The organism is Rubellimicrobium arenae, assembly GCF_017916275.1.
Classification (GTDB): Bacteria; Pseudomonadota; Alphaproteobacteria; order Rhodobacterales; family Rhodobacteraceae; genus Rubellimicrobium; species Rubellimicrobium arenae.
The window spans coordinates 194,987-213,099 of sequence record NZ_JAFMST010000007.1 but is presented as its reverse complement, the minus strand read 5'-3'; the positions used below and the strand labels follow the sequence as shown (position 1 = coordinate 213,099).

General features: G+C 70.4%; 18 protein-coding genes. 10 read left to right on the top strand and 8 right to left on the bottom strand.

Translation table 11 applies throughout. The annotated features are described in order from the left end of the window. Window positions 1-47 precede the first annotated feature (47 nt). From J3P31_RS12860 to J3P31_RS12820, 9 genes are all read left to right on the top strand, one after another. Window positions 48-1,550 (top strand): sugar ABC transporter ATP-binding protein, encoded by a 1,503-nt coding sequence (locus J3P31_RS12860; RefSeq protein ID WP_210528873.1) that lies wholly within the window; start codon window positions 48-50, stop codon window positions 1,548-1,550. Then, on the top strand, window positions 1,547-2,578 hold the full coding sequence (locus J3P31_RS12855; protein WP_210528872.1) for an ABC transporter permease: 1,032 nt from the start codon (window positions 1,547-1,549) through the stop codon (window positions 2,576-2,578). Before J3P31_RS12860 ends, J3P31_RS12855 begins: the two co-directional genes overlap by 4 nt. Next, window positions 2,575-3,528, top strand: a complete 954-nt coding sequence (locus tag J3P31_RS12850) for an ABC transporter permease (protein WP_210528871.1) — start codon at window positions 2,575-2,577, stop codon at window positions 3,526-3,528. Before J3P31_RS12855 ends, J3P31_RS12850 begins: the two co-directional genes overlap by 4 nt. After that, window positions 3,525-4,238 (top strand): FadR/GntR family transcriptional regulator, encoded by a 714-nt coding sequence (locus J3P31_RS12845; protein WP_210528870.1) that lies wholly within the window; start codon window positions 3,525-3,527, stop codon window positions 4,236-4,238. Before J3P31_RS12850 ends, J3P31_RS12845 begins: the two co-directional genes overlap by 4 nt. Next, window positions 4,235-5,281: a Gfo/Idh/MocA family protein gene (locus tag J3P31_RS12840; RefSeq protein WP_210528869.1), complete on the top strand. Its 1,047-nt coding sequence runs from the start codon at window positions 4,235-4,237 to the stop codon at window positions 5,279-5,281. The genes J3P31_RS12845 and J3P31_RS12840 overlap by 4 nt, the downstream gene beginning before the upstream one ends. Next, window positions 5,281-6,093 carry a sugar phosphate isomerase/epimerase family protein gene (locus J3P31_RS12835; RefSeq protein ID WP_210528868.1) on the top strand — a complete coding sequence of 271 codons (813 nt, stop codon included), beginning with the start codon at window positions 5,281-5,283 and terminating at the stop codon, window positions 6,091-6,093. Before J3P31_RS12840 ends, J3P31_RS12835 begins: the two co-directional genes overlap by 1 nt. Further along, a complete protein-coding gene (locus tag J3P31_RS12830; protein WP_210528867.1) occupies window positions 6,093-6,407 on the top strand; it encodes an L-rhamnose mutarotase in 315 nt (104 codons plus the stop codon). Before J3P31_RS12835 ends, J3P31_RS12830 begins: the two co-directional genes overlap by 1 nt. Window positions 6,408-6,941: 534 nt before the next feature. Next, the gene (locus tag J3P31_RS12825) at window positions 6,942-7,742 is read left to right on the top strand and encodes a glycoside hydrolase family 25 protein (RefSeq protein WP_210528995.1); all 801 of its coding nucleotides are present in this window, start codon (window positions 6,942-6,944) and stop codon (window positions 7,740-7,742) included. Window positions 7,743-7,830: 88 nt separating this feature from the next. After that, window positions 7,831-8,442 carry a phosphatase PAP2 family protein gene (locus J3P31_RS12820; RefSeq protein ID WP_210528866.1) on the top strand — a complete coding sequence of 204 codons (612 nt, stop codon included), beginning with the start codon at window positions 7,831-7,833 and terminating at the stop codon, window positions 8,440-8,442. Here J3P31_RS12820 and J3P31_RS12815 read toward each other — a convergent pair. From J3P31_RS12815 to J3P31_RS12780, 8 genes are all read right to left on the bottom strand, one after another. Further along, a complete protein-coding gene (locus J3P31_RS12815; protein WP_210528994.1) occupies window positions 8,439-8,630 on the bottom strand; it encodes a formate dehydrogenase subunit delta in 192 nt (63 codons plus the stop codon). The genes J3P31_RS12820 and J3P31_RS12815 overlap by 4 nt on opposite strands. A gap of 19 nt (window positions 8,631-8,649) precedes the next feature. Then, entirely contained in the window at window positions 8,650-9,489 is an 840-nt protein-coding gene (gene fdhD / locus J3P31_RS12810; RefSeq protein WP_210528993.1) for a formate dehydrogenase accessory sulfurtransferase FdhD, read from the bottom strand. A gap of 19 nt (window positions 9,490-9,508) precedes the next feature. Beyond that, window positions 9,509-12,430 (bottom strand): formate dehydrogenase subunit alpha, encoded by a 2,922-nt coding sequence (fdhF, locus tag J3P31_RS12805; RefSeq protein WP_210528865.1) that lies wholly within the window; start codon window positions 12,428-12,430, stop codon window positions 9,509-9,511. Beyond that, complete coding sequence (locus tag J3P31_RS12800) at window positions 12,427-12,645, bottom strand: DUF4287 domain-containing protein (protein WP_210528864.1); 219 nt, start codon at window positions 12,643-12,645, stop codon at window positions 12,427-12,429. The genes fdhF and J3P31_RS12800 overlap by 4 nt, the downstream gene beginning before the upstream one ends. Then, window positions 12,642-14,168: a formate dehydrogenase beta subunit gene (locus J3P31_RS12795; RefSeq protein ID WP_210528863.1), complete on the bottom strand. Its 1,527-nt coding sequence runs from the start codon at window positions 14,166-14,168 to the stop codon at window positions 12,642-12,644. The genes J3P31_RS12800 and J3P31_RS12795 overlap by 4 nt, the downstream gene beginning before the upstream one ends. Then, window positions 14,165-14,623: an NAD(P)H-dependent oxidoreductase subunit E gene (locus tag J3P31_RS12790; RefSeq protein ID WP_210528862.1), complete on the bottom strand. Its 459-nt coding sequence runs from the start codon at window positions 14,621-14,623 to the stop codon at window positions 14,165-14,167. Before J3P31_RS12790 ends, J3P31_RS12795 begins: the two co-directional genes overlap by 4 nt. A gap of 87 nt (window positions 14,624-14,710) precedes the next feature. Next, the gene (locus tag J3P31_RS12785) at window positions 14,711-15,589 is read right to left on the bottom strand and encodes a LysR family transcriptional regulator (protein WP_210528861.1); all 879 of its coding nucleotides are present in this window, start codon (window positions 15,587-15,589) and stop codon (window positions 14,711-14,713) included. A 31-nt stretch (window positions 15,590-15,620) separates the two neighbouring features. Then, on the bottom strand, window positions 15,621-16,187 hold the full coding sequence (locus J3P31_RS12780) for a hemerythrin domain-containing protein (RefSeq protein WP_210528860.1): 567 nt from the start codon (window positions 16,185-16,187) through the stop codon (window positions 15,621-15,623). A 224-nt stretch (window positions 16,188-16,411) separates the two neighbouring features. Here J3P31_RS12780 and J3P31_RS12775 point away from each other — a divergent pair, with 224 nt between their 5' ends. Continuing rightward, complete coding sequence (locus J3P31_RS12775) at window positions 16,412-18,040, top strand: peptide ABC transporter substrate-binding protein (RefSeq protein WP_210528859.1); 1,629 nt, start codon at window positions 16,412-16,414, stop codon at window positions 18,038-18,040. Window positions 18,041-18,113: the final 73 nt, after the last annotated feature.

The window sequence follows — 18,113 nt, the reverse complement described above, 5'->3', positions numbered from 1 at the left end:
CGGGCGGCCCACCCCTGGGCCGTCCCTTTCCTTGCCGGAGCCATCCCATGGCCGTTCCCGTTCTCGCCTTGCGCGACGTGTCCAAGTCCTTCGGCGCGACCCAGGCCCTGTCCGGCATGACGCTGGAGCTGTTCCCGGGCGAGGTGCACGCCGTGGTGGGCGAGAACGGCGCGGGCAAGTCCACCATGATCAAGATCATGACCGGCGTGCACGAGCCCACCTCCGGCACCGTGGAGGTGGACGGCCAGCCCGTGACTCTCTCCGGCCCGCGCGGGGCGAGGACCCGGGGCATCAGCGCCATCTACCAGGAGCCGATGGTCTTTCCCGACCTCGACGTCGCCGAGAACATCTTCATCTCCGCGACCGACCTGGGCCTCGTGCAGCGCAAGGGGCTCCTGCGCGAAAAGGCGTCGCAGCTGATCGCCCGGATCGGCATGGGGCTCGACCCCGACCGGGTGGCAAGCGGCCTGACGCTGGCCGAGCAGCAGGCCGTGGAGATCGCCCGCGCGCTGAGCCAGGATGTCCGCGTCCTCATCATGGACGAGCCGACGGCCTCGCTGTCGGCGCACGAGGCGGGGGAGCTGCGCCGGATCGCGAAGGGCCTGGCCGCCGAAGGCGTGGCGGTCGTCTACATCTCGCACCGGCTGGAGGAGATCTTCGATATCGCGCACCGGGTGACGGTGATCCGCGACGGCCGGCACATCTCCACCCGGCCCATCGCCGAGGTCACGCCCGACGGCATGATCGCCGAGATGGTGGGCCGCGAGGTCGGCAATTACTTCCGCAAGGACGAAAGCCACGCCACGCCCGAGGTGCTGCTGTCGGTGCGCGGCCTGTCCCAGGAGGACGTCTACGAGGGCGTCTCCTTCGACATCCACCGGGGCGAGGTCCTGTGCATGGCGGGCCTGATCGGCGCGCGGCGCACCGACGTCGCGCTGTCGCTGTTCGGCATCCACCCGGCGACCGGCGGCACGATCCACTGGAAGGGGCAGGAGGTGCGGATCGCCTCCCCGCGCGAGGCGATGGCGCTGGGCCTCGCCTACGTGTCCGAGGACCGGCGCAAGCTCGGCCTCGCCATGCCGCTGTCGATCCGGTCGAACGTCACGCTCGCCACGCTGGGCAAGGTGCTGACGCGCTGGGGCCTCCTGCGCGAGGGGCGGGAACGGGCGGTGACACAGGGCTACCGCGAGCGGCTCAACATCCGCATGGCCGACGCCGACACGCCGGTAGGCAAGCTGTCGGGCGGCAACCAGCAGAAGGTCATGCTGGCCAAGTGGCTGGAAACGAACCCTGCGCTCCTCATCTTCGACGAGCCGACGCGCGGCATCGACGTGGGCGCCAAGGCCGAGGTCCACGACCTCATCCGTCAGTTCGTGCGGGCGGGGGGCGCGGCGCTCGTGATCTCATCGGACCTGCCCGAGGTGCTGGCGCTGGGCGACCGCATCCTTGTCATGCGCGAAGGGCGGCAGATGGGCATCGTCCCGCACGAGGACGCCTCGCAGGAGGCGATCATGCGCCTCGCCACCGGGCAGGAAAGGGCCGCCGCATGACCAGGCTCTCTCCCGGCGCGCTGCGCATCCTGGCGCTGCTTCTGGTGCTGGTGCTGGTGGCCGCGTTCTTCGCCACGCAGATCGACAACTACCTGAACGCACGGCTGTTCAACCGCATCTCCTCCTCGGTGGCCATCGTGGCGCTGATCGCGACGGGGCAGACGCTGGTGATCCTGACGCGGAACATCGACCTGTCGCTGGGCTCGGTCGTGGGCTTCGTGGCCTACGCGACCGGCGCCATCGTCAGCGCCGCGCCCGAGATCCATCCCGTCCTCCTCGCCCTGGCGGCGCTGGCGATCGGGGCCGGGTTCGGGCTGCTGAACGGGCTGCTCGTGGCCTATGCGGGCATCCCCTCGATCATCACGACGCTGGCGGCGATGGCGATCTATCGCAGCGCCCTCGTGGAGTTCTCGGGCGCGCAGAGCATCACGACCGAGGACCTGCCGCAGTGGCTCGTGGACTTCCCGAACACGCAGCTGTTCACGCTGGCCGGGGTGCAGTTCCGCGCGGCCTTCGTCGCGGCCGTGGTCATCGTGATCCTCGTCCACCTCGCTCTCCTGCGGCTGCGGCCCGCCCGCGCGCTCTATGCGGTGGGCTCCAACCCCGAGGCGGCCGAGATGGCGGGCATCGACGCGCGGCGCACGGTGCTGGCGGCCTTTGTGGCGGCGGGGGCGCTGGCGGGGCTGGCCGGGCTCTTCTTCCTCGCGCGGTTCGGCAACATCACCGTGGTCGCGGGCCTGGGCTTCGAACTGAAGTCCATCGCCGCCGCCGTGCTGGGCGGCGTCAGCATCAACGGCGGCTCGGGCTCCGTCATCGGGGCGCTGATCGGCGCGGTCCTCGTGGACCTGATCGAGAACTCGCTTGTCCGCTGGGAGCTGGTCTCCGAGTTCTGGCGCGAGGCCGTTCTGGGCTTCCTCATCCTGTCCGCCGTGTCCGCCGACGCGCTGCTGATGCGGCGGCTCACCCGGCTCCGCATCCGGCGGGAAAAGGCCGCGCCCGCCCCCACGCCCAAGGAGGCCACGTCATGACCCGCGCCCTGGGACCCTGGGAAACCTTCCTGCTGGCGGTCCTTGTCCTGGTCTATGCCGCGAACGCCTGGCTCAGCCCGGAATTCCTGACGCTGCAGAACCAGGTCAACCTGTTCCAGCTCTCCATCGAGAAGATCATCATCGCCCTCGTGATGGCCTTCGTCATCATCAACGCCGAGATCGACCTGAGCGTCGGCTCCATGATGGGCCTGTCCGCCTGCGCCTTTGCGGCGATGGTGGGCGAGGCCGGGCTGCCCGCGGCGCTGGCCTGCCTCCTGTGCCTGGGGATCGGGCTGGCCGGGGGGGTGCTCAACGGCTGGTTCGTGGCGCGGATGGGCCTGCCGTCGCTGGTGGTGACGCTGTCCACGCTGATCGGCTTCCGCGGCGTGGCCCGCATCCTTCTGGAGGACCGCAGCATCGGCCGGTTTCCCGACTGGTTCAACGCGCTGGGGCAGCGCGGCCTGATCGGGCCGGTTCCCCTGGGCCTCCTGTCCTTCGTCCTGCTGTTCGTGCTGCTCTATGTCGTGCTGGAGCGCGGGGGCTTCGGGCGCAAGACCTACGTCATCGGCGTGAGCCGCGAGGTGGCCGAGTTCGCGGGGCTGAACACCGCGCGGCACAAGATCCTGATCTTCATGGCCTCGGGGCTGGTCGCGGCCTATGCGGGCCTGCTGTTCGCCGCGCGGGTGGGGGCGGTGCGGGGCGACGTGGGGCAGGGGTTCGAGCTCGACATCATCACCATGGTGCTCCTGGGCGGGGTCAGCATCTTCGGCGGATCGGGCACGCTGACCGGCGTGGGGCTTGCCATCCTGATCGTGCTGTCCCTACGCAATGGCATGTCACTGATGAACGTCACCGGCCATATCCAGACCGGGGTGGTGGGCCTCCTGCTGATCGCCTCGGTCCTTGTCCCGCGCCTGGGCGCGCGCCTGGCGGGGCGGGTGCCGGCATGAGCCTCCCGTCGCTCGACACCCCCATCCAGCGCGAATCCGTGGCCGAGCAGGTCGCGCGGCGGATCCTCGACCTCGTGGTGGCCCGGCAGCTTCGCCCCGGCGACCAGCTTCCGCCCGAGCGCGACCTCGCCGAGTCGCTGGGGGTATCGCGTCCGTCGGTGCGCGAGGCGATCCGCGGCCTGTCGATCCTGGGGGTCGTGCGGTCGCGGCAGGGCGGCGGCTCCACCATCTCGGCGCTCGACGCGCAGGCGCTCCTGTCGCCCATCCAGTTCTTCCTGGCCCTGGAGGAAGGGAACATCCGGGCGCTTTATGACGCGCGGAGCCTGATCGAGAGCGACGTGGCGCGGCGCGCGGCGGTGACCATGGACGACGCGGCTCTGGACGCGCTGGAGGCGATCCTCCGTCGCCAGGAAGGGACGCTGACCGACGCGACCGCCTTCCGCGCCTCGGACTTCGCCTTCCACGAGGCGATCTGGCAGGGCTCGGGCAACCCGTTCCTCCGCCGCATCGGCGAGAGCCTGAACGTCCTGGGCCTGGAGTTCCGAAAGCGGGCCTCGGAGACGGCCGGGGTCCTCCAGCAAAGCTACCGCGACCATCGCCGCCTTCTGGACGCGCTGAGGGCGCGCGACCCCGAGGCCGCGGCGCGGGCGGCGGAGGCGCATATGCAGAACGTCTATCAGTCCACCATCGGGCAGGAGAGGCAGCAATGACCGCGCGGATCGGCGTCGTCGGGATCGGCTGGTGGGCCGTGACCACCCATATCCCCACGCTCCTGGAGGAAGGGGCGGAGGTCGCCGCGATCTGCGACCTCGACCAAGAGCGTTTGCGGGTCGCGGGCGACCGGTTCGGCATCCGGGGGCGCTATGCGGACCTGGACCGGATGCTCGCGGAGGAGCGGCTGACGGGGCTGGTCGTGGCCACGCCCCATGTCGCCCATGCCGGGCCGGCGGTGGCCGGGCTGGAGGCCGGCTGCCATGTGCTCGTGGAGAAGCCGATGGCGACCGCCACGCAGGACGCCCGGGCCATCGCCGCCGCCGCCGAGCGGGCAGGGCGCGAGGTCATGGTGCCCACGGGGCTGAACTTCACCCGCTTTTCCGCCAAGGCGGCCGAGTGGGTGCGCGGCGGGCGCATCGGCCAGTTGCGGCACGTCGTCTGCCAGATGGGCTCGCCGCTGGACGACCTGTTCGCGGGCAAGCCCATGGCCGAGACCGCCGACCACATCTTCCGCCCGCCGCCCTCCACCTGGGCCGACCCCAAGCGGGCAGGGGGCTATGGCTGGGGGCAGCTGTCCCATGCGCTGGCCTGGGTCGGCTATGTCACGGACCTGGGGCTCGAGTCCCTGGCCTGCCTGGACGTGAAGTCGCCCACGGGCGTGGACTACTATGACGCCGCCATGGGCCGGTTCGCGGGCGGGGCGACGCTGTCGCTGTCCGGCGCCTCCACGGTGCCCAAGCATGTGGGGATGCACACCGACGTGCGGATCTACGGGTCCGAGGGGATGGTGACCTTCTCGAACCTTCCCGCCCGGCTGGAGCTGCGCCGCCACGATGGCCACGACGAGGCGCTGCCGATGACGGACATCGAAGGCGTCTACGACGGGGCGCTGCCGGTCCGGGCCTTTGCGCGGCTCTGCGCGGGCGAGGCCGTGGTGAACGCCTCGGACGCGCGGAACGGGCTGCGGGTCACGGCGGCGCTCGACGCGCTCTATCGGTCGGCGGCCTCGGGCCGGATCGAGGCGACGGGGCTGGCCTGATGCACCTGTCGGTCGCCTCCTGGTCCTTTCCGGCGCTGACCCTGCCGGAGGTGGCGGGCGTGGCGCGGGCGCTGGGGGTGCCGGCGCTCGATGTCGGGCTGTTCTACCGCTCCGCCCTCGACAGGGGAGAGATCCTGGCCGACCCCCGCGCGGCGGCGGAGCGGCTGCGGGACCTGGGCGTCGGGATCGCCAACTACTACCACCTGTTCGGCGACGGGCTGGCCGACCGGAACCTGGCGCGGCCCGGGACCGTGGAGGCCAACGCGCGGGACCTGGAGCGGGTGCTGGAGTTTGCGGCGGCGGCGGGCATCCCGACGGTGTTCCTCCTGCCCGGCGTGGTCAATCCGGGCCAGTCGCGCGAGGCGGCGGCGCGCGTCGCGGCCGAAAGCCTGCGGGCGCTGCTGGAGGTCCCCGGCGCGCGGGAGCGGGTCTGCATCGAGCCCCATGTCCATTCCTGGGCCGAAAGCCCGGCCCTGGTGCGGGGGCTGATCGACGCGACCGGGGTGCGGCTCGCGCTCGATTACGCGCATTTCGCTTGCCTGGGCTACCGGCAGGAGGAGGTGGACCCGCTGGCTCCCCATGCCGCGCACGTGCATCTGCGGCAGGCCCGGCCCGGGGTGCTGCAGGCCAAGTTCGCGCAAGGGACGCTGAATTTTCCGGCGATGTTCGGGACCCTGCGGGCGGCGGGCTATGCGGGCGCGCTCGCTCTCGAGGTGGTGCACCAGGACTACATGGGCACGCTTCAGGACGACGTGCTGACCGAGACGGTCGCGCTGCGCGACTGCTTCAACGACTGGAAGGGAGGGGCGTGATGGCCAGCTATGCCTGGGTGCTCGAGGTCCGGCCGGGCTACGAGGAGGAGTACAAGAAGCGTCATGACGAGATCTGGCCCGAGATGACCGAGGCGCTGCGGACGGCGGGGTTCCGGAACTACAACATCTTCCGCCATGGGCTGACGCTGTTCGGCTATTTCGAATGCGACGACCTGCCCGCGCTGCAGAAGGCGATCGCGGCGGACCCGGTCAACGCCCGCTGGGGCGAATGGATGGCGCCGATCATGAAGGTCGAGACCGACCCGGCCACCTCCTTTCCCTATCTGCTGCCGCAGCAGTTCCACATGGATTGAAGCCTCCGGACACGAACGAGATCCCGCGAGGCCTCCGGGTTGCGCGGCCCGTTCGTGGCGGGGCCATGCCTGTCCGGACCGTCCCAACGGACGGGCTTGAGTCTATGGAGGGGCAGGGCCCCGGTATGTGGGCGGCTCAACGTGGCGCGCCGAAGGGCGTGGCCCGGGGGGCCGCGCGGTGCCTGCTCATGGTCCTCCTGGCCGGGGGTTCCGTGCCGGTTGCTGGATGTCTGGGCAGGATGGCCCAAGGTGGTTAACATTCCGTTTCGGCACCGTGCGCCGCCACCGGCGGCACGCAACGGCCAAGTGCATGACTTTGCGCGGATCATCCGGCGCGGGGGAACCGGCGACCGGATGTCCCCAGCGAAGCGAAAAACGATCCCGGCGGCGGGGAGCCGCCATTCCGAAGGTCGGGGCGGTCAGGTCGGCGGAATGTTGCCTTGCATGGACGGGGATCTTGGCTCAGAGTCGCGCAAATACGACAGCCGGGCGCAACCGGAGATTGTGGGGACAGGAGCATCCATGACGCCGATCATGTCGGGACTGATGAAGGCCGTGGGACTCGTGGCGCTGCTGGGGCTTGCGGCCTGCGGCGGAGGCTCGGTGGGCGTCCACAAGCAGGCCGGAAGCTCGGCCGCCCTGGCGCGGGCCCCGTCCTTCGGCGACGCGCATCCGGTCGCCTGGACCGGACAAGGCCCGGGGGCCTATCCCGTCCACGGCATCGACCTGTCGCGCTGGCAGGGCGCGGTGGACTGGCGGACCGCCCGCGCCAACGGCGTGAGCTTTGCCTTCATCAAGGCGACCGAGGGCGGCGACCGGGTGGACCCGGGCTTTGCCGGCCACTGGACCGGGGCCGCGGCTGCGGGCGTGCCGCGCGGGGCCTACCATTTCTACTACTGGTGCAGCCCGGCCTCGACCCAGGCCGCCTGGTTCATCGCCAACGTCCCGCGCGAACGCGGCGCGCTGCCGCCGGTGCTCGATCTCGAATGGAACTCGGCCTCGCCGACCTGCCGCACGCGCCCCGCGCCCGAGGTGGTCCGGGCCGAGGTGCAGACCTGGCTGAACATGGTCGGGCGGCATTTCGACCAGACGCCGATCATCTACACCACGCCCGACTTCTGGGAGCATAACGAGCTTTGGAAGCTGCGCGGCATGGAGAAGTGGCTCCGCGCGGTGACCCGGCATCCGTCCGAAGCCTATCCGGGCACGGACTGGTCGTTCTGGCAGTATTCGGGGACGGGACTCGTGCCCGGCGTGCAGGGTCCGGTGGACGTGAACGCCTTTGCCGGATCGCGCGAAGCCTGGGCGCGCTGGGTGGCGGACCGGGCACTCTGACGGGGGCGCTCTGACCGGGGGCGTCTTGCCCCGGGGGAACCCGGGCCGGGGCGCCGCAACTTTCGGATGGCCCGCGCGTTCGGGGGGCATGACACTCCCTGACCTCATCGAAACCGTCGAGAACGCCGATCGCGCCGTGGCCGAGGATGCGGCCCGGGTCCGGCAGCATCCTGTCACCCATGCCCTCGGGCAGTTGAGCGAGGTGGCCGACCAGCCCCCGATGTTTGCGCTGGGCGCCCTGACCCTGGCGGCGGGCCTTGTCGCCGGCGAGCGGCGGGTGGCCGAGGCCGGAGGGCGGCTCCTGGCCTCGGTGGCGCTGGCCACCGCGCTCAAGTCCACGGTGAAGAACATCGTGACGCGCACGCGGCCCTACGTCCTGGCCGAGGAAGGGCGCTATGAAAGCGGCCTCCAGGGGCCGGTGGGGAAGCACTACAACTCCTTCCCCTCGGGGCACACGGCGGATGCGGTCGCGGCGGCGCGCGCGGTCGCCCGGGTCTATCCCGAGGCGGCGATCCCGGCCTATGGCGCGGCCGCGGCGGTCGCGGCGATCCAGATCCCTCGCTGCACCCATTACCCGTCGGATGTCGGGGCCGGGGCCCTGGTGGGCGTCGCCGCCGAGGCGATCACCGACCTTGCCTGGCCGCAGGTCGCGCCCGTGCTGGACGCGGCGCTGGACGCGCTGCGACGGCAGAGGGCCTAGACCGGCTCCCGCAGGCGCCCGACCGCCTGGAGCACCAGCGGCGACAGGCCCGCGCCGCCCGCATCGACATGGGCGTAAAGGGCCTGGAGCATCCGCGGCTCCCAGAAGGACTTGAGGTGGGCCGCGACCTCGGCCGCCTGCGTGTCGCCGGGCTGGGTGTCGAAGAAGGTGGCGATCTGGTTCGCCATGCGAACGAGCTTCTGGACGTCAGCGGGCAAAGCGGGGCCCCTCCCTGCGGCGGCGTGTCATGATGCGGCGGTGGTGCGTGAAGACCTGCACCTCGCCGCGCGAGGTGGACGCGATGGTGAGGTTCGCGGCCTCGGCGATCCGCACCGCGCGGGCGGTGGGGGCCGACACGGCGAGAAGGATGGGGCAGCCGGCCATGACCGTCTTCTGGATCATCTCGACCGACAGGCGCGAGGTCAGGGCGATGGCGCCCATCGAGGGGTCGATGCCCGCCCGCGCCATGGCCCCGATCAGCTTGTCGAGCGCGTTGTGCCGTCCCACATCCTCGCGCGCCATGAGGATGCCGTTCCCCGGCTGCCAGAAGCCGGCCGCATGGACGGCCCGCGTCTCGTCGTGGAGGGGCTGCCAGTCGCGCAGCTCGCCCAGGGCGAACTTGGTGTCGACGGTGGTGAGGCCGGCATAGGCCTCGGGCAGGACGGGCAGGGGACGGAGCGCCTGGCCCAGCGAATCGATGCCGCACAGGCCGCAGCCCACCGGGCCGACCGACGCGCGGCGGCGGGCGCGAAGAGCCTGCTCGGCCTCGGGCGGGAGCCACATCCGCGCCTCGATCCCCGGGCCCGAGGGCGTGTCGTGGGCCATCACCTCGACCTCGGGGAGGGCGTGGCGGGGCGCGATCCCTTCGGACAGGGTGAAGCCCAGGGCGAAGTCCACGATATCCGCGGGCGTCGCCATCATGACCGCCTGCGTGCCCCCGTTGTACACGAAGGCGACGGGCGTTTCCTCGGGCAGGGAACGCGCGACCTGGACCCCCTCGGGCGAGACCGCGCGGACGCGGGCCGTGGGGGCCGAGGCCGGGATCATGCCGGAGATCACGTCCCCGTCACTCCGCCGCAGGAAGGATTCGGCGGGAAAGGTCCGCCTGCCGGCCATAGTCCACCTGCCAGTCCGAGGGTCCGTTCGTCAGAGCCACCTGCACCGCCGTCACTTTGTACTCCGGGCAATTGGTCGCCCAGTCCGAGAAGTCCGTGGTGATGACGTTAGCCTGCGTATCGGGATGGTGGAAGGTGGTATACACAACCCCAGGTGATACGCGGTCGGTGATGAGCGCGCGCAGCGAGGTTTCCCCGGCGCGGGAGGCGAGGCGAACCCAGTCGCCCTCCTTGATGCCCCGCACCTCGGCGTCGTGGGGGTGGATCTCCAGCCGATCCTCGGCGTGCCAGGCGACGTTGTCGGTGCGGCGGGTCTGCGCGCCGACGTTGTACTGCGACAGGATGCGCCCCGTCGTCAGCAGCAGCGGGAACCGGGGCCCGGTCCGTTCCTCGGTCGCGACGTATTCGGTGACGATGAAGCGACCCTTGCCGCGCACGAAGCCGTCCACGTGCATGATCGGCGTGCCTTCCGGGTGCAGCTCGTTGCAGGGCCACTGGACCGAGCCCTTCTCCTCGAGGAACTCGTAGGAGACGCCCGCGAAGGTCGGCGTGGTCGCCGCGATCTCGTCCATGACCTGGGATGGGTGCGTGTAGGTCCAGCCCGCGCCCATGGCGTTGGCCAGGAGCATGGTCACCTCCCAGTCGGCGTAGCCGTTCTTGGGCATCATCACCCGGCGGACGCGGTTGATCCGGCGTTCGGCGTTGGTGAAGGTCCCGTCCTTTTCCAGGAAGGTGGAGCCCGGCAGGAAGACGTGGGCGTAGTTCGCCGTCTCGTTCAGGAACAGGTCCTGCACGATCACGCACTCCATCGCCGCGAGGCCCGCCGAGACGTGCTTGGTGTCGGGGTCGGACTGGAGGATGTCCTCGCCCTGCACGTAGAGGCCCTTGAACGTCCCCTCGACGGCGGCGTCCAGCATGTTCGGGATGCGCAGGCCCGGCTCCTTGTCCAGCACCGCGCCCCAGAGCTTTTCGAAGATCTCGCGCGTGGTGTCCTGGGAGACGTGGCGGTAGCCCGGCAGTTCATGGGGGAAGGACCCCATGTCGCAGGAGCCCTGCACGTTGTTCTGGCCGCGCAGCGGGTTCACGCCCACGCCCGGACGCCCGATGTTCCCCGTCAGCATGGCGAGGTTGGCGATGCCCATGACGGTGGTGGAGCCCTGGCTGTGCTCGGTCACGCCCAGCCCGTAGTAGATCGCGCCGTTGCCGCCCCGGGCGAACAGGCGCGCGGCGGCGCGCAGCTCCTGCGGGTCCACGCCGGTGAGGAGGGCGATGGCCTCGGGCGAATGGCGGCCCTGCGACACGAACTCGGCGTAGTGCAGGAACTCGTCCCAGTCGCAGCGCTCGCGGATGAAGGCCTCATTGTAGAGGCCCTCGGTCACGATCACATGCGCCAGCGCGGTGACCACGGCGACGTTGGTGCCAGGGCGCAGCGGCAGGTGATGCGACGCCTCGATATGCGCCGACCGCACGAGGTCGATGCGGCGCGGGTCGATGACGATGAGCTTGGCGCCCTGGCGCAGCCGCTTCTTGAGGCGGCTCGCGAAGACCGGGTGCCCGTCGGTGGGGTTGGCCCCGATGACGATGACGACGTCCGTGTGCTCGACCGAGTCGAAGTCCTGCGTGCCCGCCGAGGTCCCGAAGGCGCGGCCCAGGCCGTAGCCGGTGGGCGAATGGCAGACCCGCGCGCAGGTGTCGGTGTTGTTGTTGCCGAAGACCGAGCGGATCATCTTCTGGACGAGGAAGGTTTCCTCGTTGGTGCAGCGCGACGAGGTGATGCCGCCGATGGCGCGGACGCCGTACTTGGCCTGGATGCCGCGCAGCTTGGTCGCGGCGAAGGTGATCGCCTCGTCCCAGGTCACGACCTCCCAGGGGTCGTTGATGGATTCGCGGATCATCGGGTCGAGGATGCGGTCCTTGTGGGTGGCGTAGCCCCAGGCGAAGCGGCCCTTGACGCAGGAGTGGCCGCGGTTGGCCTTGCCGTGCTTCCAGGGGGTCATGCGGACGACGGTGTCGCCCTTCATCTCGGCCTCGAAGGAGCAGCCGACGCCGCAATAGGCGCAGGTGGTGACCACCTTGCGGTCGGGGGTGCCCAGTTCGATGACCGACTTTTCCTGAAGCGTCGCGGTCGGGCAGGCCTGCACGCAGGCGCCGCAGGAGACGCAGTCCGAGGACAGGAAGGTGTCGCCCGCCATGCCCGCCGAGACGCGGGAGTCGAAGCCGCGCCCTTCGATGGTCAGCGCGAAGGTGCCCTGCACCTCCTCGCAGGCCCGTACGCAGCGCGAGCAGACGATGCACTTGGCCGGGTCATAGGTGAAGTACGGGTTGGAATCGTCCTTGGGCAGCCATTCCGGGTTCGGCGCGCCCGAGGCGTCCTTGCGCAGGAAGTGGTTCTGGAAGCCGCCATCGGCCGGCGCCTCGTAGCGGACGTCGCGCAGGCCCACGGCGCCCGCCATGTCCTGAAGCTCGCAGTCGCCATTGGCCGCGCAGGTCAGGCAGTCGAGCGGGTGGTCCGAGATGTAGAGCTCCATCACCCCCTTGCGGAGCTTCTGCAGCTTGGCCGTCTGGGTGTGGACCACCATGCCCGGCGTGACCGGCGTGGTGCAGGAGGCGGGCGTGCCGCGCCGCCCCTCGATCTCCACGGCGCAAAGGCGGCAGGAGCCCCAGGCCTCCATGTTGTCGGTGGCGCAAAGCTTGGGGATCGTGATGCCGAGCGTGTTCGACGCGCGCATGACCGACGTCCCCTCGGGCACCGACACCTCGAAGCCGTCGATGGTCAGCGTCACCATCTTCTGGGAATGGCGTTCGGGCGTGCCGTAGTCGCGGTCGGAGAAGGCGGGCGCGCCGTCCAGGCCGGGGATGATGAAGTCCTTCATGACGCGGATTCCTTACGGGCGGCGAGGGCGTGGGCGACAAGGGCGTTGGCATGGCCGTGGCCAAGCCCGTGCTCGGCCTTGAGCCAGGTCACGATCTGCATGTGGGGCTTGTCCGTCTGGCCGCCGATCAGGTCCAGCCAGTGGGCGACGGGATGGCCGTACTTCGCCTCGATGGAGGGGAAGTAGGAGGCGGGGCCTTTCACCGTGCCGGTCATTCGGCCGCCTCCTTCATGCGGGCGAAGTCGTCGGGGAAGTGCGTCAGCGCGGACATCACCGGATACGGGGTGAACCCGCCCAGGGCGCAAAGCGATCCATCCCGCATCGTGTCGCAGAGGTCGACCAGCAGCGGCATCGCTGCGGCGTCGCCCTGGGCGATGCGGTCGATGGTCTCCACGCCGCGCACCGCGCCGATGCGGCAGGGCGTGCACTTGCCGCAGGATTCGACGGCGCAGAACTCCATGGCGAAGCGGGCCTGCGCCAGCATGTCCACGGAGTCGTCGAAGATCACGATCCCGGCATGGCCGATCAGGCCGCCCTGGCCGTCGAACTCCTCGTAGCCGAAGGGCGTCGCGAACTTGGAGGCCGGGAAGTAGGCGCCCAAGGGGCCGCCGACCTGCACCGCCTTGACCGGGCGGCCCGAGGCGGTGCCGCCGCCGACTTCGTTGACGATCTCGCCCAGGGACATGCCGAAATCGGTCTCGAACAGCCCGCCGAAGCGGACGTTGCCGGCGATCTGCAGCGGGATGGTCCCCCGCGACCGGCCCAGGCCGAAGTCGCGGTAGAGCTGCGCCCCGTTGGCGAAGATCCACGGCACGGTGGCCAGCGAGATCACGTTGTTGACGACCGTGGGCTTGCCGAAGAGACCCTGGAGCGCGGGGAGCGGCGGTTTGGCGCGGACGGTGCCGCGCTTGCCCTCGAGCGAGTTGAGGAGCGACGTTTCCTCGCCGCAGACATAGGCGCCCGCGCCGACGCGGACCTCCATGTCGAAGGCGGGGCCGGTGCCCAGGAGCGACGGCCCGAGGAGGCCGTTGAGGCGGGCGATGCGGATCGCCTCGGTCATCTGGTGGATGGCGTCGGGGTATTCCGAGCGGATGTAGACATAGCCCCGGGTCGCGCCGGTGGTCAGGCCCGCGATGGCCATCCCCTCGATCAGGGTGAAGGGGTCGCCTTCCATCAGCATCCGGTCGGCGAAGGTGCCCGAGTCGCCCTCGTCGGCGTTGCAGACGATGTACTTCTGGTCCGCCTGGGCCAGCCGGACCGTGTCCCACTTGATCCCCGTGGGGAAGCCCGCGCCGCCGCGTCCGCGCAGGCCCGAGACCTTGACCTCGTCCATGCGTTCGTCGCTGGACATCTCCAGCGCGCGGCGCAGGCCGGCCAAGCCGCCGTTGGCCTTGTAGTCGCCCAGCGACAGCGGGTCGATCAGGCCGACGCGCGCAAAGGTCAGGCGCGTCTGCCGGGCGAACCACGGGATGAGCTGGACCGGACCCTGCGCCTTGGGATGCGTGTCGGGCGCATCGAACAGGGCGGGCACGTCGGCGGGCGTCATCGGGCCGAAGGAGGTGCGGCCCTGCGCCGTCTCGACCTCGACCAGCGGCTCCAGGAAGACCATGCCGCGCGATCCGTTGCGGACGAGCTCGATGGTCATGCCACGGCGGCTGGCCTCGACGAGGACGGCCTCGGCGACCTGGTCGGCGCCCAGGGCGCGGGCGGCGGCGTCGCGGGGGACGTAGATCTTCATTGCGCGGCGTCCTTGAGGCTTTGGGCCGTGGCGCGGCCGATCAGGCGGTCGCCGACCAGGGCGGCGGGGCCGCAGGCGCAAAGGCCCAGGCAATAGATCGGCTCGACCGTGACCTTGCCGTCGAGCGTGGTCCCGTAGTCGCGCAGGCCGAAGGCCCGCAGCGTCGCCTGCACGAGGTCGCGGCCGCCCTGGGCCTGGCAGGCTTCGGCGGCGCAGACCTTGATCACGGTCGTCCCGGCCGGGGTGGCGCGGAAGTCGTGGTAGAAGGTGACGACGCCATGCACCTCGGCCCGGCCGAGGTTCAGCGCCTGGGCGATCGCGGGGATCGCAGGCTCGGGGATGTGGCCCCATTCGGCCTGCACGTCGTGGAGGATCGGCAGGAGCGGCCCCTCCTGGAGCTGGTGAGCGGCAATGATCTCGCTCAGGCGCGAGGAGAAGTCGGCTGTGTCGAGCATGGGGGCTCCCGATTGGCTGGGAGCCATCTGGCCAAGTTTGCCCCTGGAATCAAGATCAAGCTTCCGTCGGTCGATAGGATATCCCTATCAAGCCATCCTCTTCGCCTCGGCGAGCAGCGCGGCTACCAGCGGCATCTGCGGCTCGCGCGCGGGGGCGATCAGGCCGACCCGGTGCCGGGTGTCGGGATCGGCGAGCGGCACGGCGCGGAGCGGCCCATGTTCGAGGAATATCTCGGCGGTGACGAGGGGCAGGATGGTGGCCCAGCCGCCCGCCAGGACATGGCCGATCAGCACGATGGTCGAATTCGTCTCGATCCGGGGGGCGACGGCGACCCCCGCCTCGGCCAGGAGGCCGGACACGATGCGCCGGTTCTGCATGTCGGGCGTGAGCAGGCAGAGCGCCAGCCCCTCGGTCTCGGCCCAGGCGGCCGACTCCCGCCCGGCCAGGACATGGTCGTCGCGCACCACCAGCGCGTAGCGTTCCTCGTAGAGCGGCACCGTGGCCTTGGTGCCCAGGGGCTCGTTGTCGAGGTAGCTGATCCCCGCGTCGATCCTGAGCCCGTCGAGATCCTCCAGGATGGCGATGGAGGTGGCGGAGAGAATGGTGATGCGGACCTCGGGATGCGCCTCGGCAAAGGCGGCGGTCAGGCGCGAGGCGGCGGCCAGCGCCGTGGGGATCACCGCGAGGCGCAGGCTGCCCGACAGGCCCGCGCGGCCGACCCGCAGCTCCTCGCGCATGGCGCGGGCGTCGGCCACGATCCTCTTGGCCCAGTCCAGCACCCGCTCCCCTTCGGGCGTGAGGCCGCCGAAGCGGGAGCCGCGGCGGACCAGCATGACGCCCAGCTGCTCCTCGAGCTGCCGGATGGCGGCGGACAGGGAGGGCTGGGCCACCCCCACGGACTCCGCCGCGCGGCCGAAGTGCCGCGCCTGGGCGAGCGCGATGAACATCTCGAGCTTGTCGATCATCGGGGCAGGCTAGCGCAGCGCCGCGTCCGCGTCAGCCGCCCACCGCATCGGGGCCGTCGCGCAGGATGACGGGGACGATCAGCTCCTCCTCGTCGGTCAGGTGCCGGTCGAGGAAACGCTCCAGCCGGATCAGGCCGGCGTGGAAGCGTCCCGCCCCGGTCGCGAAGCCCGGGGCGTCGAGGACCCGCAGCGCGCCGTTCGCCTCCTCCACGAAGGCGTTCAGGTGGCCGTCGAGCGCGTGGTGGTCGCGGTCGAGGATCGCGAAGCCCTGCTCCAGCCGGGGGTCGCGGGTCACGAGCAGGGGGAAGTAGTGGTCGTCCTCCACCCTGTGGTGCCCATGGAGGTCGCCGACGAAGTGGCCGCCCAGCCGGGAGGTGCGCCCGCCCCAGGCCCGGGGGTCCATGCGGCCGTCCAGCACGGATTCGGCGTCGGCCCGCATGGCCGCCATCAGCCGCCGGAACAGCAGGTGCCGGTCGAGCCACATCTCCACGAGGCCGGCGAAGTTGGGGTCGCGCGCCCAGCCGTCGCGGGGGTGGTCGGCCAGCAGGACGCGCAGCGCGTCGGGCAGGCCGGTCCGTGTTTCGAGCGGGTGGTCCATGGAGGGCGTTCTAGGCCCCCGGGGGGCGCGAGGCCAGCCGGGACGGACGGATCGTGTCGGAATTGTGTCGTGAGGTTACATGGGGCCGAAGGGGCTTTCCCCTTGCCAACGGACAGGCGCCCCCGAAAGGATTCGCGCAGTTTCGCCCCCGGGCAGGGGGGCAGACGCGTCCCAACCCGCGGAAGGAGCCCCAAGGCCCCCGCACAATGCCAGGGAGATACGACATGACAGTCCGTACCCTCATCGGCGCGACCTCGCTTCTGGCGATGGTCGCGACCGGCACCCTCGTCCACGCCGCCACGCCCCAGCCGGGCGAGACGCTGTCGGACAACCAGACCTTCACCTACCGGGTTCTCGACGAGTTCCCGTCGATCGACCCCGGCCTGATCGAGGACGTCGAAGGCTCGCACGTGGCGCGGCAGCTGTTCGAGGGGCTGCTGAGCCAGGACGCGCAGGGCAACGTCGTCCCCGGCGTCGCCACCGAATGGACCGCGAGCGAGGACGGCACCACCTGGACCTTCAAGCTCCGCCCCGAGGCCAAGTGGTCGAACGGCGACCCGGTCACCGCGAACGACTTCGTCTACGCCTGGCGCCGCGCCGCCGATCCGGCGCTGGCCTCGCCCTACGCCTGGTACATCGAGCTGATGAAGGTGGCGAACGCCGGGCCGGTCATCGCGGGCGAGATGCCCAGCGACCAGCTGGGCGTGCGCGCCGTCGACGACCACACGCTCGAGGTCAGGATCGACTCGCCCATCCCGTACTTCCCGCAGATGGTGACCCACACCACCACCTTCCCCGTGCCGCAGAAGGTGATCGAGGAGTTCGGCAACCAGTGGACCCAGCCCGGCAACATGGTCGGCAACGGGGCCTATGTCCTGAGCGAGCGCGTCCCGCAGGAGCGCATCGTGATGACCAAGAACCCGAACTACTGGGACGCGCAGAACGTCATCATCGACACGGTCACCGCTCTCATCATCAACGACGAGCAGCAGGCGCTGACCCGCTACCTCGCCGGGGAGATGGACCAGACCGACATCCCGATCGGGCAATACCCCCGCCTCAAGGAGGAGTACCCGACCGAGGCGATCGCGGTGCCGAACCTTTGCACCTACTTCTACCACGTCAACATGACCGACGCCGCGCCCGAGGCGCTCAAGGACCAGCGGGTCCGCGAGGCGCTGTCGCTGGCCATCGACCGGGACATCCTGGTGAACAACGTGCTGGCCGGCGGGCAGACCGCGGCCTACACGCTGACCCACGAGGCCACGGCCGGCTGGGAGGTGCCCGAGGTGCCCGCCGCCGCCATGACCCAGGAGGAGCGCAACGCCCGCGCCCAGGAGCTGATGGCCGAGGCCGGCTACGGCACGGACGGCGAGCCGCTCACGCTCGAGATCCTTTACAACACCGACCAGGCGCACCAGCAGGTCGCCGTCGCCGTGTCCCAGATGTGGAAGCAGACGCTGGGGATCGACACCACGCTGGCCAACCAGGAGTGGCAGACCTTCCTCGACGCCCGCAAGCAGGCGGACTACCAGCTTGCCCGCGCGGGATGGTGCGCCGACTACAACGAGGCGTCGAGCTTCCTCGACGTCTTCACGTCGAACTCGGATTCGAACGACTCCAAGTACTTCAGCGACGAGTACGACGCCCTGATGGAGCAGTCCCGCACCGCCGAGGACCCGCTCCCCATCTACCAAGAGGCCGAGGAGATGCTGGCGCGGGATGTGCCGCTCCTGCCCATCTACTTCTATTCCTCGGACTTCATCATGGACGACTCGATCAAGGGCTACGCCGTCGAGAACGCCCAGGAGAACTGGTACGCCAAGGACATGTACCGGGTCGCGCAGGAGTGATCGGCTCCTGATGGCCTTGGGGTCCGCCTTCCCTTAGGAGGGCGGACCCACAGGCATTTCGCGCGTGTTGCGT